The sequence below is a fragment of the Cellulosimicrobium sp. NPDC057127 genome, assembly GCF_042670945.1.
In the GTDB taxonomy this organism is placed as follows: domain Bacteria; phylum Actinomycetota; class Actinomycetes; order Actinomycetales; family Cellulomonadaceae; genus Cellulosimicrobium.
The window spans coordinates 103765-119241 of the sequence record NZ_JBHUUP010000004.1 but is presented as its reverse complement, the minus strand read 5'-3'; the positions used below and the strand labels follow the sequence as shown (position 1 = coordinate 119241).

Genomic DNA, 15477 nt, shown 5'->3' with positions numbered 1-15477 from the left:
CCGCGAGGTAGAGGCCCGGGGGTTCTATCTCGCGACCGGACGCTCTACCTCGGCGAGGGCGGCGTGGACGTCCGCCACGAACTCGTCGATGTCCGGCACCGTGGTGTCCCACGCGCACATCCACCGCACCTCGACGCGGTCCGGCGTCTCGCCCGGCGCCCAGTCGTAGAACCGGTGCCGCTCGCGCAGCCGCTGGACGACGGCGCGCGGCAGCGTCGCGAACACGGCGTTCGCCTCGGTCGGCTGCGTGAACACGACGCCCGAGCCCGCCGAGCCCTCGAGACCCGCCCGCAGCCGGGCGGCCATCGCGTTGGCGTGCCGTGCGTTGCGCAACCACAGCTCGTCGGCGTCCGCGAGCTCGTCGACGTCGGCCACCGGGGCGCCCACCGGCTCGAACAGCGCGAGGAGCTGCGCGGACACGTACCGCATCTTCGAGGCGAGCTGCATCGTCGCCTTGCGGACGAACTCCACGCCGTCCACCGCCGACGGGTCGAGCACGAGCACCGCCTCGCCGAGCGCGAGACCGTTCTTCGTCCCGCCGAACGACAGCACGTCGACGCCCGCGTCGGTGGTCAGCGCGCGCAGCGGCAGGTCGAGCGACGCGGCGGCGTTGGCGAGCCGCGACCCGTCCAGGTGCACGCGCATGCCGTGGGCGTGGGCGGCGTCGGCCACCGCCCGGACCTGCTCGGGCGTGTAGACCGTGCCGAGCTCCGTCGCCTGGGTGAGGGACACGACGAGGGGCTGCGCGCGGTGCGGGTCGCCGAGGTCGCCCGCGAACCGCTCGACCGCCGCGGGCGTCAGCCTCCCGTCCGGGGCCGGGACGGTGAGCACCTTGACGCCGCCGACCCGCTCCGGGGCGCCGTTCTCGTCCGTGTTGAGGTGCGCGTGCTCCGAGGCCACCACCGCGCCCCAGCGCGGCAGCGTCGCCATGAGCGCCACGACGTTCGCGCCCGTCCCCGTGAGCACCGGGTACGCGGCCGCGTCCGGACCGAAGCGGTCGCGCACGACGTCCTGCAGCCGCCCCGTCCACGGGTCCTCCCCGTACGAGATCTCGTGCCCGGCGCTCGCGGCCGCGAGCGCGGCGAGGACGTCGGGGTGGGCCGGTGCGTAGTTGTCCGAGGCGAACGTGGTCACGTGCTCAGGGTAGGGCGCCCTCCCGCCCGACCGCCCCGCCCGCCGCGGGCGAGATCCCGGGCACCGGGCTAGCGTCGGCAGGGACGACGCCGACGACGGCGTCGGGAAACGGCCGGAGGTGCAGCCATGTCCACGATCCCCGACCCGGGCGCAGTGCCCGACGACCCGAACTTCTCCGGGCTCCCGCGCGACGAGCGCCAAAGGTTCGCGAACCAGGGCGAGCCGCACGACCCCGCCGGGCCGGCGGAGCCCACCGGTCCGGTGGAGCCGACGCGGCCGGGGGAGCCGGGGGTCGAGCCTCCGGCGTCGCCCGGCCCGCCGCCCGACCCGGCGCGGTCGCCGGACGAGCCCCGCCGGCACGACCCGCTCGACCCCGACCAGCCGCCGTCGCCCGGCCCGCCCGTCGGGCCGGACGAGCCGACGCCTGGGCGCTGAGGCTCACAGCAGCCGGCGCGAGCCCGGGTGCGTGATGCGCAGCCAGCGGTAGCCGTACCCGTCGAGCCGGACCTCGGCCGCGCCGTCGGGCGAGCACTCGACGTCGTCCGCGTCGAGCAGGTCGACGAGCCGCGCGTCCTGCGGCACCTCGCCCAGCTCGAGCGGCACGACCGCCGGGTCCGGTGACAGGTTGTGCAGCGTCACCATCGAGGCGTCCTGCCACGTGGTCCGCAGCGCGAGGACCGCCGGGTTCGGCTGGTCGAGCACCTGCGGCTCGCCCCAGCCGAGCTCGGGGCACTCGCGGTAGCGGTGGGCGAGCAGACGCACGAACATCAGGAGCGAGTCGGGGTCGCGCCGCTGGTCGGCGACGTTCACGTGCTGGGGCGCGTAGCCGTCGTCGGGCAGCGGCGCGGCCAGCCGGCGGGCGTTCGCGCGCGAGAACCCGCCGTGACGGTCCGACGTCCACTGCATGGGCGTGCGCACGGCGAGCCGCCCCGGCACGTCGAGGTTCTCGCCCATGCCGATCTCCTCGCCGTAGAACAGCACGGGCGTGCCCGGCAGGCTGAACAGCAGGGCGTAGACCATGCGCACCCGGCGCGGCTCGCCGCCCAGCATCGGGGGCAGCCGACGGCGCAGCCCGCGCCCGTAGAGCTGCATCTCCTCCTCGGGTCCGAACGCCGCGAACACCTCCTGGCGCTCCTCGTCCGTGAGCTTGTCGAGCGTCAGCTCGTCGTGGTTGCGCACGAACGTCGCCCACTGCGTGTCGTGCGGGATGGGCGGGCGCGACCGCAGGGACGCGGCGAGCGGGCCGGCGTCGTGCCGGGCGAGCGACAGGTACATCGCCTGCATCGCGTTGAAGTCGAACTGCATGGTGAGCTCGGAGTTCGTCGTGCCGCCCGGGTCGCCGTCCGTCGGCTGCCCGTCACCGAAGTAGCGCGCCTGGTCGACGTAGGGCAGGTTCACCTCGCCCATGAGGATCGCGTCGCCCGAGCGGCGGCCGACGAACGCGCGCAGCACGCGCAGGAGGTCGTGCGGGTCGTCGATCTCGTCGTCCGGGTTCGCGGCGGCGTCGGTGAGCGCGTACGGCACGGCGTCGACGCGGAAGCCGGAGACGCCCAGCTCGAGCCAGAAGCCGATCGTCTTCGCGATCGCGTCGCGCACCTGCGGGTTGGCCGTGTTGAGGTCGGGCTGGTGCCGGTAGAACCGGTGCCGGTACCACTGGTCGGTGCGCTCGTCGAGCGTCCAGATGCCGTCCTCCTGGTCGGGGAACACCACCTGGTCCTTCGTGGGCGGCGGCTCGTCGGTGCGCCACACGTAGAAGTCGCGGAACGTGTCGTCGACGGAGCGGCGCGCGCTGCGGAACCACGGGTGCCGGTCCGAGGTGTGGTTGACGACCAGGTCGACGATCACGCGGATGCCCCGGTCGCGGGCCGTGCGGACCAGCTCGACGACGTCGCCCAGGTCGCCCAGGCGCTCGTCCACCCCGAGGAAGTCGGTGATGTCGTAGCCGTCGTCGCGGTCCGCCGTCGAGTAGAACGGCATGAGCCACAGGCACGTGACGCCGAGGTCGGCGAGGTGGTCGATGCGTTGCAGCAGGCCCGGGAAGTCCCCGATGCCGTCGTCGTTCCAGTCCATGAACGTCTCCACGTCCAGGCAGTAGACGACGGCGTTCTTCCACCACAGGTCGCCGGTGTCGCGGATCCTCACGCCGCACCTCCGTCGGTCGTGGCGGCACCCGTGCCGCCGGTCGCGGCGCCCGCGGCCTCGCGCAGGCGCGGCAGGAGCGCCTCGCCGGCCGCGTCGAGGAACGCGTCCTGCTGCTGCCCGACGTGGTGCAGGTACACCTCGTCGAACCCGCACGCGACCATCTCCGCGACCCGGTCGGCGAACCGCTGCGCGTCGTGCTCGACGAGCACCGTGCCCCGCACCTCCTCGGGCCGCACGAGCGCCGCGACGGCGTCGTACTGCTCGGGGGTCTCCAGGTGCCAGTTCACGCTCGGCGGCAGGAGGTTCGAGCGCCACTGGTCGTCGGCGACGGCGAACGCGGCCTCGTCGTCCGCGCCCCACGCGACGTGCACCTGGAGGGCGAGCGCCCCGCGACCGCCCGCGTCGCGGTACTCGCCGACGACGCGGCGCAGCGTCTCGACCGGCTGGTTCACCGTGACCAGGCCGTCCGCCCAGGCGGCGTGGCGGCGGGCCGTCGCCGGGGTGACGGCAGGCCCGACGAGGCGCGGCGCGACGTCGGGCAGCGACCAGACGCGCGCCCGGTCCACCGTGACGTGCCCGCGGTGCGTGACCTCCTCGCCCGCGAGCAGCGCGCGGATGACGTCGACGCACTCGCGCAGCCGGTCGTCGCGCTCGGCCTTCGTCGGCCAGCGGTCGCCCGTCACGTGCTCGTTCATCGCCTCGCCCGAGCCGAGCGCGGCCCAGAACCGGCCCGGGAACATCGCGCCGAGGGTCGCGATCGCCTGCGCGACGATCACCGGGTGGTAGCGCTGGCCCGGCGCGGTCACGACGCCGAACGGCAGCGTCGTCGTCGCGAGCGCGGCCCCGAGCCACGACCACGCGAAGCCCGACTCGCCCTGGCGCTCGCTCCAGGGCGCGAGGTGGTCGGAGCACATCGCGGCGTCCAAGCCGACCTCCTCCGCACGACGTGCCGCGTCGAGGAGGGGACCGGGCGGGATCTGCTCGTGGGAGGCGTGGAAGCCGACGGTGACCATGGCGCCCAGTGAACCGAGCAACGCGCCGCTCCGCGCGTCGAAGGGCAGGACCGGTGCCGACGGCCTGGTCGTCCGGCGACGTCGCCGCCCGTCGTCCGCCCCTCGTCCGCCCCCACGGCCGCGCCGCGCCTACGCTGGGCCGATGCGCCTCCTGACGTGGACGTTCGCCGCCTACCTCGCCGCCGTCCTCGTCGTGACCCTGTGGCCCTCGCCGCAGTCGACCGCCGCGCCCGGCTGGGCCACCGCGACCCTCGACGTGCTGCGCGGGCTGGGCATCCCCATGACGCTGCCCGTCCTCGAGGCGTCCGCGAACGTCGTGATGTTCCTGCCCTTCGGGGCGCTCGGGCTGCTGCTCGCGCGCGAGGGCGCCCGCCGCCGTCGCGGCACGGTGCCCGGCGCGTGGGCCACCGTCGGCGTGGTGACGCTCGCCGGGGCGGCGCTGTCGGCGGCGATCGAGCTCACGCAGAACGTGCTGCCGGGCCGCGTCCCGACCGTGCAGGACGTCGTCCTCAACACCGGGGGCGCGCTGCTCGGTGCGCTCGCGGTGGTGGCCGTCGTCGGCGTCGTCGGCTCCCGGCGCGGCCCGCGCGTCACGGGCTGACCGGTCTCCGGACGTGCCGAACCCCGGGTTACCGGTCTCCGGATGTGCCGAACCCCGGGTTACCGGGGGCCGGACGTGCCGAACCCCGGGTTACCGGGGGCCGGATGCGCCGAACCCCGGGTTACCGGGGGCCGGATGTGCCGAACCCCGGGTTGCGCGCCGTCCGGGCGGTGGATCGGCGCGCAACCCGGGGTTCGTCGGACCACCTCAGCGGGACAGGGTGGTGTCCCCGCAGAGGTGGACGGGCATGCCGAGACCGGCGAAGAACGCGGCCTTGGCGGTGAGTGCACGGTCGGCGGTCGCGGCGTCGGGCGCGTAGGCGACGTTGAGGTGGTTCGCCTTGTGCCGGGCCATGAACTGGTCGCGGCTCACGCCGTGCAGCACCGCGTGCATGATCGGCCACTCCGGGTTCGTCGCCTCCTTGCGGCGACGCGTCTCCTCCTCGGGCAGCGCCACGACGCTCGCGCGGCCGAGGTCGACCTGGAGGATCCCGTCGGCGATGTAGACGCGCGACCACACGATCTCGCCCGGCTTCGACACGCCGTTGATCGTCGACCCGCCCGCGGGGAAGAACACGGGGTCCTGGCGCCAGCCCTCGGCGCCCGCGTAGCCGCCCTCGAGGTGCGACGGCGGCACGGAGCCGGAGATCTCGAAGACCCACACGAACTGCCCGTCGCACTCCTCGCCCCAGCGCACGTCGTGCAGCGTCGTCGCGGGGTCGAGGCCCATCGCCGTCCACACCCGGTTGGTGACGAGCGCGTCGACCGCGACCCCCTCGTCGGCCTCGTTGAAGTGCGGGAACGCCTCGCCCTCCCACAGCACGCGGGCGCCGTCGCGCGAGCGCACCGGCGGGCGCTGCACGTTGTTGAGCAGACCCTCCGCGAGGTCGGAGGCGGGGGACAGGTCCTTGAGGCCCTGCTGGTACTGGATGCCGACGGCGTCCAGGCCGAAGTCGTCGGCGATGCGCAGCGCCGCGACGTACATCTTGTGCTGCCACCGCAGCTGCGCCGGCGTGAGCTCGGTCGCCTCGTCGGTGCCGAGGCGGAACGTCATGCCCGCGTCCTCGAGCCAGCGCTGGACCTCGTCGGCCTCGTCGTCGGAGACACGCTGCATCTCGGCCCACAGCGCGGACTGCGACAGGCGCTCCTTGTAGATGCCGATGCCGTTGAGCAGCTCGTCGTCGAAGATCGCGTTGTACATCCCCATGCAGCCCTCGTCGAAGACGCCGATGATCGCCTTCTCGCGCAGCAGCTGGGCGGCGAGCGCGTCCCCGAGCTCCTTCTCGGGCGTCGGAGGCAGCTCGGGCAGGGCGTGGACGTGCGCGTCGTCGTGCTCGATGCGGCCGGTCGTCACCCAGGACCGGACCGCGTCCTGGAACCAGACGTCGGTCCCGTCCACGGTCCACACGGTCGAGTAGTCCTTGCCCATCTTCGTCAGGCCGGCGTTGAGGCCGAGCAGCCCGACGAGGCCGGGCCAGTCGCCCGCGAAGTTCGCGGCCGTGAGGATCGGGCCGCGGTGCGTGCGCAGGCCCGCGAGCACGTGGTGGCTGTACTGCCACACGGCCTCGGCGACGACGAGCGGCGCGTCCGGGGGGATCGTCGCGAACACGTCGAGGCCCATGCGCTGGGAGCTGATGAAGCCGTGCCCGGTCTCGGGGTCGACCTCGTTCGCGCGCACGACCTTCCGACCGTTCGCGGCGAACGCGTCGGCGAGCACGCGCTCGAGCTCGACCTGGGTCGGCCAGCCGGCGACGTTGGCGGACTCGCGCAGGTCGCCCGACGCGACGAGGTAGACGGTGTTCTCGGGCGCGGGGGCCGGCTCGGCGAGCGCGGGGACCGCGTAGGCGGGTGCCTCGGTCATGCGGGTGCTCCTTCGGTGCGGTGGGTCAGAGCCTGTCGCGAGACTGGCAGTAATCGATTACAGAAGCAAGTCGCCGGACGCGGGAGCCGGTCGGTCGGAGCCGGTGACGCGGTGCGGACGGCCCGTGTCAGGGGAGCGCCGCGGCGCGGGACCCGTCGCTCGGTGTGCCGTCCAGGACGACGTGGCGCGCCGGCTCGTCGAGCCCGTCGAGGCGTTCGAGCAGCATGCTCGCGGCCGTCACGCCGAGGCCGCGCGGGTTGAGGGGCAGCAGCGCCACCTGGTCGGTGCGCGACGTCGCGAACGGGAGGTCGCCGACGATCCCGACGCCGGTCGCGCCCTCCCCCCGCCCGTCGGCGGGGCGGTCGCCGCCCGAGACGGCGACGGGGACGCGGCGGTCCGCGAGCGCACGGAGCGCGCCCACGCCGACGAGGTTGTTGGTGGCGAGGACGGCGTCCGGCGGGTCGGTCCGGTCGAGGAGCCGGCTGGTCGCGGCGTAGCCCCCGTCGACGCGGAAGTTCGCGTGGACGAGGAGCTCGTCGGGTGCGTCGAGGCCCTCCTCGGCGAGCGCGGCGCGCCACCCGTCGGCGCGCTGCACCGCCGTGCTCGTCGCGTCGGGTCCGGTCACGCACGCGATGTGCCGGAAGCCGCGGTCGAGGAGCGAGCGCGTCGCCCGGTGGCCCAGGGCGGTGTTGTCGAAGGTGACCTGGTCGACGTCCTCGGCGACGGCGCGGTCGAGCGCGACGACCGCGCGGCCGCGGGCGAGGAGGTTCGCGAGCGGCGGGTCGCCCGGGGCGGCGGCGATGAGGACGCCGGCCATGTTCTCGTGCTCGGCGACGCCGAGGTAGCGCGCCTCCTTCGCCGGGTCGTCGTCGGTGTTGCACAGCACCACGGAGTAGCCGGCTTCCTGCGCGACGTCCTCGACGCCGCGCGCGACGGCGGTGAAGAAGGGGTTCTCGACGTCGGGCAGGACGAGCGCGACGACGTCGCTCGACCGGCGGCGCAGCGAGCGGGCCGTGCGGTCCGGCACGTAGTCGAGCGCCGCGACCGCGGCGTGCACGGCGGCCGCGAGCTCGGGACGCACCGTCTTGCCGTTGAGCACGCGCGAGACGGTCGCCGTCGAGACGCCGGCCTGCCGGGCGACGTCGACGATCCGGGTCACGGGACCTCCTGGGGTCGGGGTGGCGCCCAGTCTGCTGCACGCGGCGAGGGTGGCGCACCGGATGTGACCTGGGGTGTTGCGCGGCGCGCCTGCATGGGCCTATGTTGACGGTCAACCGTTAGCAGTAATCGATTACACCATGGACGAGGAGGTCCACGTGAGCATCACCGACGGTCAGTGGGGGCGCGCAGCCCTCGGGGTCAGACCGGCTCCCGCCCTCGGGCAGCACGTCGTCGACCACCTGCGCCGTCTCATCATCACCGGCGAGCTCCGCCCGGGCACCCACCTCGTGGAGGCCCAGCTCTCCCGGACCTTCGACGTCAGCCGCGGCCCCGTGCGCGACGCCCTGCGCCAGCTCGAGACCGAAGGGCTCGTCGAGTCCCGCCGTCGCGGGGTGTTCGTCATCGGTCTCGCGCTCGACGACATCGAGGAGCTGTACGTCCTGCGGCGCCTGCTCGAGCTCGAGGCCGTGCGGCAGTGCATGTCCGGCACCGACGTCGACCACGCCGCGGCCGACGCCGCGCTGGACCGGATGGCCGCCGCCGCGAGGGCGCAGGACCCCGCCGCCTTCGCGACCGCCGACCTCGACTTCCACTCCGCCTTCTACGCGGCGTCCGGCCACCGGCGCCTCGAGGCGATCTGGCAGCAGTACCGCCCGACGTTCGCCGGGATGCTCACGGTGACGAACGCGGAGGACCACGACCTCGCGCCCACGCTGGAGGACCACGTCGAGCTGTTGCGCGTGATCCGCGCCGGCGACCAGCCGCAGGCCGTGGCGCTCCTCGAGGCCCACCTCGACGGTTCCCACCGCCGCATGCTCACCGCGTACTCGCGGTTCGTGGCCACCGCCCACGGCGACACCCCCGCCTGACCCTCCCGCCGACGCCCAGAGACGGGCGCCGCCCCACCCAGCACGACCCGCACCCCCCGCACCACCCGAGTACCGACAAGGGAGTTGTTACGACCATGACCCGACGCACCACCCGCTCGCTCGCCCTCGGTGCCGCTCTCGCGGCGTCCGGCCTCGCGCTCGCCGCCTGCTCCGACGGCGGCACCTCCTCCGGCGGGGGCGGCGAGGAGTTCCCCACCGACGACGTGACCCTCATCGTCCAGGCCGCCGCCGGCGGTGGCTCCGACCTCACCTCGCGCGCTCTCGCGACGGAGCTCGAGCCGATCCTGGGCCAGTCGGTCGTCGTCGAGAACCGGCCCGGAGCGGCCGGGTCCACGGCCATGCAGTACGTCGCGCAGCAGGAGCCGGACGGCTACACGATCGGGTTCTCGCCGGTCGAGATCGCGATGCTGGGCCACGCGGGCTACGACGTCGACCCGGCCGACTACGACTTCCTCGGCCAGATCATGCTCGCCCCGGGCGTGCTCGTCGTCCCGGCCGACAGCCCGTACGACACGCTCGAGGACTTCGTCGACGCGGCGCAGTCCACGCCGATGGCCGTGGCCAACTCGGGCGCCGGGTCCATCTGGGAGGCCGCCGCGCTGGGCCTGGCCGCCGAGACGGGCGCCCAGATCAACCCCGTGCCGTTCGACGGCGGGGCGCCGGCACTGGCCGCCGCGATCGGTGGCCAGGTCGACGCGGCCGTCGCGGGCGCCGGCGAGGTCTCCGCCGCGGTCGACGAGGGCCAGGTCAAGGCGCTCGCCGTCTTCCACGACGAGACCTACCCCGACCTGCCCGACGTCCCGACCGCCGCGGACGCCGGCTACGACCTCGAGTTCGGCGGCTGGGGCGGCATCTACGCGCCCGCCGGCCTGCCCGACGACGTGCGCTCCACGCTGGAGTCGGCGATCGAGGAGGCCGCGACCTCCGACGGCTTCGTCGACACCGTGACGAAGTCCGGCAACCTGCCCGTCTACAAGACCGCGGACGAGTTCACCGACTTCGTCAACAGCGAGTACGACCGGTTCGGGACGCTGCTCGGGGACGACTGATGAAGATCGCTCGCAGCACCCGTAGCACCCGTGGCGCCGCTGCCCCGTCCTCCGTGGACGGGGCGGCGGCCCCGGCCGCGGGCACCGCACACCCCGCCGACGTCCAGCCCGCCGGCGCCTCGCCCACCGACGCAATGCTGGTCGACGCCGCGACCCGGGACGACGACACCGTCCCGGCGGCCGAGCCGTCGCGTCGCCTGGAGATCGGGTCGGCGCTCGTCGCTCTCGTCGTCCTCGGGGGCCTCGCGTTCCTCGCACGGCGCATCGAGGTCCGGGTCGAGACCGGCGGCATCGACCCGCGCTGGTGGCCCGAGCTGCTCGGCACGGTCGGCGCCGTGCTCGCGGCCGCGCTGCTCGTCGTCGCCGTCGTGCGACCGCCCGACCGCGGCGACCTGGAGGCGACCACCCGTACCGGTCTCGTCCGGCTCGTGGCGACGGTCGCGCTCGCGGCCGGCTACCTCGTGCTGTGGCCGCTCGTCGGGTTCCTCGTCGCGACGCCCGTGTTCCTGCTGGCCGCCGTCGCGCTGTTCGGCGCGCGCGGCTGGCGCACCCTCGTCCTGTTCCCGCTCCTGACGACCGCGGGCATCTACCTGCTCTTCCACACACTTCTCGAGGTGCCGCTGTGAACGTCCTCCTCGACGGGCTGTCCCCGCTGCTCGACCTGACGGTCCTCGTCTGCCTGCTCGCCGGGCTCCTCGTCGGCACGCTCGTCGGCGCCTTCCCCGGTGTCACCGGGTCGATGGCGGTCGCGCTCGCGGCCGGCTTCACGCTCACGCTCGAGCCGGTGCAGGGCCTCGCGGTCCTGCTCACCATCTACGTCGGCGCCAACTACGGCGACCGCATCCCGTCGATCCTCGTCAACACGCCCGGCACCCCGGCGGCGATCGCGACGACCCTCGACGGCTACCCGATGGCGAAGCAGGGCAAGGCCGGGCTCGCGCTCGTCTCGTCCTCGCTCGTGACGACCGGCGGCATCCTCGTGTCGATGGCGGTCTTCCTCGTCGCGGCCCGCCCGATCGCACAGCTCGCGCTGGAGTTCGGCCCCGCCGAGATGTTCGCGCTGGTCGTCTTCGGCCTGACGGTGATGATCTCGATCTCGTCGCGCTCGATCCTCAAGGGCGTCATCGCCGGCATCGTCGGCCTGGCGATCGCGACGATCGGCCGCGACCCGATCACGGGCGACGAGCGCTTCGTGTACGGCGTGAACGACCTCAACTCGGGCCTGCCGTTCATCGCCGTCATCATCGGCCTGTTCGGCATCGCGGAGCTCTTCGACCAGCTCCTGACGCACCGCGCGCACGCCGTGAAGCCCATCTCGTCGCTCGGCCGCTGGTGGCCGACGCGGGGCGAGCTCAAGCAGATGCGCAAGCCGTTCGCGCTGGGCTCGGTCATCGGCACGGTCGTCGGGATCGTCCCCGCTGCGGGCGGCGACATCGCCGGCCTCATCGGCTGGGACCGCGCGAAGCGGCTGTCGAAGGAGCCGGAGAAGTTCGGCAAGGGCTCCGTCGAGGGCCTCACCGCGGCGGACACCTCGTCGAGCGCGACGCTCGGCGGGTCGCTCACCACGACGATGGCGCTCGGCATCCCGGGCGACTCCGTCATGGCCGTCATGGTCGGCTCGATGGTCATCTGGGGACTGCAGCCGGGTCCGTCCCTCTTCAGCAACAACCCGGACCTCGTCGTGACCATCGCGACGATCATGATCGTCGCGACCGTGCTCTCGCTGGGCATCAGCCTCGTGCGCATGCGCGGCATGGTGAAGCTGCTCGACCTGCCGAACCACTACCTGTGGGCGGGCATCCTCGTGTTCTGCATCGTCGGCACGTACACGACGACGAACAACATGTACACGGTGTGGGTCATGCTCGTCTCCGGCGTCATCGGCGTGATCATGAAGCGCACCGGGTTCCCCGCGGGACCGGTCGTGCTCGGGCTGCTCCTCGGCCCGCTCGCCGAGGCGAACCTGCGCCGCGCCCTGCTCATCGACGGCCCGTCCGTGCTCGTCACGCAGCCCATCTCGGCCGTCCTCCTCGTGCTCGCGCTCATCGGCCTCGCCACGCCGATCGTCGCCCGGGCGCGCACCGCGCGCCGCCGCCGCACCGAGCAGGACGCGGACCGCGAGAAGGCGACGAGCGGGAGCGGGCGGTGACGGCGACCTCGGCCCGGCCACCCGCCGCGGTCGACCGCCGCGTGCGCCGACGCTGGGTGCACGTCGACGGGCCGGAGCGGTTCCAGGCGCACGCGTCCTCGGTGCTCGTCGTGGACGGCGAGATCCTCGTCGCCTGGTTCGCCGGCACGCACGAGGGTGCGACGGACACGCGCGTGCGCCTCGCCCGCCGAGCACCGGGCGAGGCGTGGAGCGAGCCGCAGGTGGTGCTGCCGGCCGACGTCCCGCACTGGAACCCCGTGCTCGCGCACGGCCCCGACGGCGCCGTCTGGCTCTTCGCCAAGCGGGGCCCGCGGATCTCCGCCTGGTCCACGTGGGTGGCGCGGTCGACGGACGGCGGGCGCACGTGGTCGGACGCCACGGAGCTCGTCCCCGGCGACGCGGGCGGCCGCGGCCCCGTGAAGAACGCCCCGCTGCTGCTGCCCGACGGCGCGTGGCTCGCCCCGGGGTCGACGGAGCGCTGGGGCGACGCGCCCGAGTGGGCGCCGTTCGTCGACCGCTCGACCGACGCGGGCCGCACGTGGGAGAAGGTCCCGATCCCGCTCGACCGCTCGCGGCTGCGGGGCGCCGGCGCGATCCAGCCCGCGCTCTGGGCCGGTGCCGACGGCAGCCTGCACGTCCTGCTGCGCAGCACGGAGGGGCACGCGCTGCGCGCGTCCTCGTCCGACGGTGGCCGGACGTGGTCGACGGCCGAGCCGGCGGACCTGCCCAACAACAACTCGGGGCTGACCGTCGTCGCGCTGCCCGGCGGCCGCGCCGCGTGCGTCCACAACCCCGTGTCGGGGGACTGGGCGCCGCGCTGCCCGCTCGTCGTCTCGGTCTCCGACGACGACGGCCGCACGTGGCGGTACGCCGCGACGGTCGAGGACGGCCGCACCCCCGTCGACGACGACCCGTTCCTCGTCCCGGCCCTGCCACCGCAGGACGTCGCCGCCTTCGCCCCCGCCGACGAGGGCGTCGCGACCGCCGGGGTGGGGGAGTACTCGTACCCCGCCGCGGTGCTCCACGACGACGCCCTGCTCGTCACCTACACCTGGCAGCGCCGGGGCGTCGTCGAGGCGCACGTCCCGCTCGACCTGCTCCGCGCCGTCTGACCTCCTCGCGCCGCGGCCCCTGCGGCGCCCCGCCCCGCCACCCGACCACCGAGCACCACGTCCCGCGCCCACCGCCGGGACCCTCCGGAAGGACATCATGACCGCACGCATCATCAGCGCCGTCCCCGTCCCGTTCACCGCCGACGGCGAGCTGGACCTGGGCACGTACGAGAAGGCGCTCGCCACGATCGCCCCGCACGTCGGCGGCGCGCTCGTCGCCGGCACGACGGGCGAGTTCCCCGCGCTCGAGGACGACGAGCGGCTCGAGCTCTTCCGCCGGGCCGCGGACGTGCTCGGCGCCGAGCGCGTCGTCGCGCACCTCGGCCACGGCAGCACGCGGCAGGTCCTGCGCCTCGCCGCCGCGACCGCCGACCTCGGGATCACGCGCTTCGCGCTGCTCACCCCGTACTACCTGCCCACCGACGACGACGGGACCGTGGAGTTCTTCCGCTCGCTCACGCAGGCGCACCCGCAGGCCGAGGTCTACGCGTACCTCTTCCCGGAGCGGACCGGGTCCGAGGTGTCGCCCGAGACGCTGCGCCGGATCATGGAGCTGCCGGGGCTCGTCGGCGTCAAGCTGTCCGGCGGCGCCGCCGCGCGCCTGCCCGAGTACGCCGCGGTGCTGGGCGACGGCCAGCAGCTCTACTCCGGCGACGACTCGACCCTGCCCACGGTGCTCGCCGCGGGCGGCACCGGGGTCGTGTCCGGTGTTTCGAGCGCGTTCCCCGAGACGTTCGCCGCGCTGGCCGCCGCGCTGGACGCCGGCGACCCGGCCGCCGAGGACCTCCAGCGCACGGTGCAGGAGATCGTGCCGCTCGTCGGCCCGACCATCCCCCGGCTCAAGGCCGCGATGGCCGCACGCGACGGCGCTGCCTGGGCGTCACGCATGTCCCTGCCCGCCGTCGACGCGGACACGCGGGCACGGATCGCCGACGCCGTCGCCGCGCACCGCTGACCGGCACGGGCCGGGACAGGCACGAGGCGGGCACGAGGCAGGATGGGCTCCGTGGAGCGGGAGGCGGACGGGATGCACGTCGGGACGGGTGACGGCCGCGTCGTCGTCGTCGGGAGCGCGAACGTCGACGTGGTCGTCGACGTCCCGCGGCACCCGCACGGCGGCGAGACGGTGCTCGGCGGCGAGCTGCGCCGGGCACCGGGCGGCAAGGGCGCCAACCAGGCGGTCGCCGCGGCGCACGCGGGTGGCGCCACGACGGCGCTCGTCGGGGCGCTCGGCGACGACGACGGCGCGCGCCTGCTCCGCGCGTCCCTCGCCCGGGCGGGTGTCGCCACCGAGGCCGTGCGCACGGTCCCGGGAGCGTCCGGGACGGCGCTCATCACCGTCTCGCCCGACGGCGAGAACGCGATCGTCGTCGCGCCCGGCGCCAACTCGCACGTCGTCGTGGACGACGCGGCGCACGACCTGCTGGCCGCCGCCGGCGTCGTCCTCGCGCAGCTCGAGATCCCCGTCGAGACCGTCGTCGCAGCGGCGGGCGCGCGCCGTGCCGGCGTGCCGTTCGTCCTCAACGCCGCGCCGTCGCGCGAGCTGCCGGACGTGCTGTGGCGCGAGATCGACGTCCTCGTCGTCAACGAGCACGAGGCGGCGGACCTCGCCGGGGCGGGGTCCGACGCCGACCCGGCAGGCCTCGCGGGCGCGCTGCTCGCGCGGGTGCCCTCGGTCGTCGTGACGCTCGGCGGCGACGGGTGCCTCGTCGCGCGTCGCGGCGCGGAGGCGGTGCGGCTCCCGGGCCGCCGCGTCGACGTGGTCGACACGACCGGCGCCGGGGACACGTTCTGCGGCGTGCTCGCCGCCGAGCTCGCCCGGGGTGCGGACCTCGTCGCCGCGGCACGCGTCGCCGGCGCCGCCGGTGCGCTCGCGGTCACGCGGCACGGCGCGCAGGACGCGGTCCCCGCGCGGGACGAGGTGCTCGCCGCGGCTCAGCCGACCTCGCCGTCGACGTAGAGCCAGCGCCCGTCGACCCGGGCGAACCGGCTCACCTCGTGCAGCCGGCCCCGTGCCGCCGGGTCGAGCCGCGAGCGGTGGTGCGCCACGAACTCGACGACGCCCGTGTCGTCGAACGCGCCACCGGCCTCCGTGCGCAGCACGTCGAGGCGTCGCCACTGCACGTCGTCGTCCAGGTCGAGCTCGTCGGGACGGGTCGACGGGTGCCACGTCGCGAGCAGGTACGCGACGTCGTCCGCGACGAAGGCGCTGTAGCGCGAACGCATGAGCGCCTCGGCCGTCGGGGCACCGGCGCCGCCGGCGCGCAGGGCGGCGTGGTGGCGACCGCAGCACGCGCCGTAGACGTCTCCGGACAGGCACGGGCACCGTGCGTCGTCGGGCAGGGCGCGGGACGACGTGGCCATGG

The 15477-nt window shown here is 74.7% G+C and carries 15 protein-coding genes; 9 read left to right on the top strand and 6 right to left on the bottom strand.

Annotation, left to right across the window (positions count from 1 at the left end):
• Positions 1-24 precede the first annotated feature (24 nt).
• Positions 25-1134, bottom strand: coding sequence for a threonine aldolase family protein (locus ACFTZA_RS05550; RefSeq protein WP_378191659.1), 1110 nt, complete (start codon positions 1132-1134; stop codon positions 25-27).
• Between the two features lie 126 nt (positions 1135-1260).
• Between ACFTZA_RS05550 and ACFTZA_RS05545 the strand changes: the two genes are divergently transcribed.
• Positions 1261-1569: a hypothetical protein gene (locus tag ACFTZA_RS05545; protein WP_378191657.1), complete on the top strand. Its 309-nt coding sequence runs from the start codon at positions 1261-1263 to the stop codon at positions 1567-1569.
• Positions 1570-1572: 3 nt separating this feature from the next.
• On the opposite strand, the gene ACFTZA_RS05540 is transcribed toward ACFTZA_RS05545, so the two are convergent.
• Both ACFTZA_RS05540 and ACFTZA_RS05535 read right to left on the bottom strand, forming a co-directional pair.
• Positions 1573-3276 carry an alpha-amylase family protein gene (locus tag ACFTZA_RS05540; RefSeq protein WP_378191655.1) on the bottom strand — a complete coding sequence of 568 codons (1704 nt, stop codon included), beginning with the start codon at positions 3274-3276 and terminating at the stop codon, positions 1573-1575.
• Positions 3273-4289: a TIGR03885 family FMN-dependent LLM class oxidoreductase gene (locus tag ACFTZA_RS05535; RefSeq protein ID WP_378191653.1), complete on the bottom strand. Its 1017-nt coding sequence runs from the start codon at positions 4287-4289 to the stop codon at positions 3273-3275. The genes ACFTZA_RS05540 and ACFTZA_RS05535 overlap by 4 nt, the downstream gene beginning before the upstream one ends.
• A gap of 142 nt (positions 4290-4431) precedes the next feature.
• Between ACFTZA_RS05535 and ACFTZA_RS05530 the strand changes: the two genes are divergently transcribed.
• Positions 4432-4890 carry a VanZ family protein gene (locus tag ACFTZA_RS05530; RefSeq protein WP_378191651.1) on the top strand — a complete coding sequence of 153 codons (459 nt, stop codon included), beginning with the start codon at positions 4432-4434 and terminating at the stop codon, positions 4888-4890.
• 207 nt (positions 4891-5097) lie between these two features.
• Here ACFTZA_RS05530 and ACFTZA_RS05525 read toward each other — a convergent pair whose 3' ends face one another.
• Both ACFTZA_RS05525 and ACFTZA_RS05520 read right to left on the bottom strand, forming a co-directional pair.
• Positions 5098-6750 carry a fucose isomerase gene (locus ACFTZA_RS05525; RefSeq protein WP_378191649.1) on the bottom strand — a complete coding sequence of 551 codons (1653 nt, stop codon included), beginning with the start codon at positions 6748-6750 and terminating at the stop codon, positions 5098-5100.
• A gap of 127 nt (positions 6751-6877) precedes the next feature.
• Positions 6878-7909 carry a LacI family DNA-binding transcriptional regulator gene (locus ACFTZA_RS05520; protein WP_378191647.1) on the bottom strand — a complete coding sequence of 344 codons (1032 nt, stop codon included), beginning with the start codon at positions 7907-7909 and terminating at the stop codon, positions 6878-6880.
• Between the two features lie 157 nt (positions 7910-8066).
• On the opposite strand from ACFTZA_RS05520, the gene ACFTZA_RS05515 reads away from it, so the two are divergent.
• From ACFTZA_RS05515 to ACFTZA_RS05485, 7 genes are all read left to right on the top strand, one after another.
• Entirely contained in the window at positions 8067-8780 is a 714-nt protein-coding gene (locus tag ACFTZA_RS05515; RefSeq protein WP_378191645.1) for a GntR family transcriptional regulator, read from the top strand.
• Between the two features lie 95 nt (positions 8781-8875).
• Positions 8876-9850 carry a tripartite tricarboxylate transporter substrate binding protein gene (locus ACFTZA_RS05510; RefSeq protein WP_378191643.1) on the top strand — a complete coding sequence of 325 codons (975 nt, stop codon included), beginning with the start codon at positions 8876-8878 and terminating at the stop codon, positions 9848-9850.
• Entirely contained in the window at positions 9850-10476 is a 627-nt protein-coding gene (locus tag ACFTZA_RS05505; protein WP_378191641.1) for a tripartite tricarboxylate transporter TctB family protein, read from the top strand. Before ACFTZA_RS05510 ends, ACFTZA_RS05505 begins: the two co-directional genes overlap by 1 nt.
• Positions 10473-11999 (top strand): tripartite tricarboxylate transporter permease, encoded by a 1527-nt coding sequence (locus tag ACFTZA_RS05500; protein WP_378191639.1) that lies wholly within the window; start codon positions 10473-10475, stop codon positions 11997-11999. Before ACFTZA_RS05505 ends, ACFTZA_RS05500 begins: the two co-directional genes overlap by 4 nt.
• Positions 11996-13111: an exo-alpha-sialidase gene (locus tag ACFTZA_RS05495; protein WP_378191637.1), complete on the top strand. Its 1116-nt coding sequence runs from the start codon at positions 11996-11998 to the stop codon at positions 13109-13111. The genes ACFTZA_RS05500 and ACFTZA_RS05495 overlap by 4 nt, the downstream gene beginning before the upstream one ends.
• 97 nt (positions 13112-13208) lie before the next feature.
• On the top strand, positions 13209-14066 hold the full coding sequence (locus ACFTZA_RS05490) for a dihydrodipicolinate synthase family protein (RefSeq protein ID WP_378191635.1): 858 nt from the start codon (positions 13209-13211) through the stop codon (positions 14064-14066).
• A gap of 42 nt (positions 14067-14108) precedes the next feature.
• Complete coding sequence (locus tag ACFTZA_RS05485; RefSeq protein ID WP_378191633.1) at positions 14109-15071, top strand: ribokinase; 963 nt, start codon at positions 14109-14111, stop codon at positions 15069-15071.
• Here the strand turns inward: ACFTZA_RS05485 and ACFTZA_RS05480 are convergent.
• The gene (locus ACFTZA_RS05480; protein ID WP_378191631.1) at positions 15047-15475 is read right to left on the bottom strand and encodes a YchJ family protein; all 429 of its coding nucleotides are present in this window, start codon (positions 15473-15475) and stop codon (positions 15047-15049) included. The two genes, ACFTZA_RS05485 and ACFTZA_RS05480, sit on opposite strands and share 25 nt — an antisense overlap.
• Positions 15476-15477 lie beyond the last annotated feature (2 nt).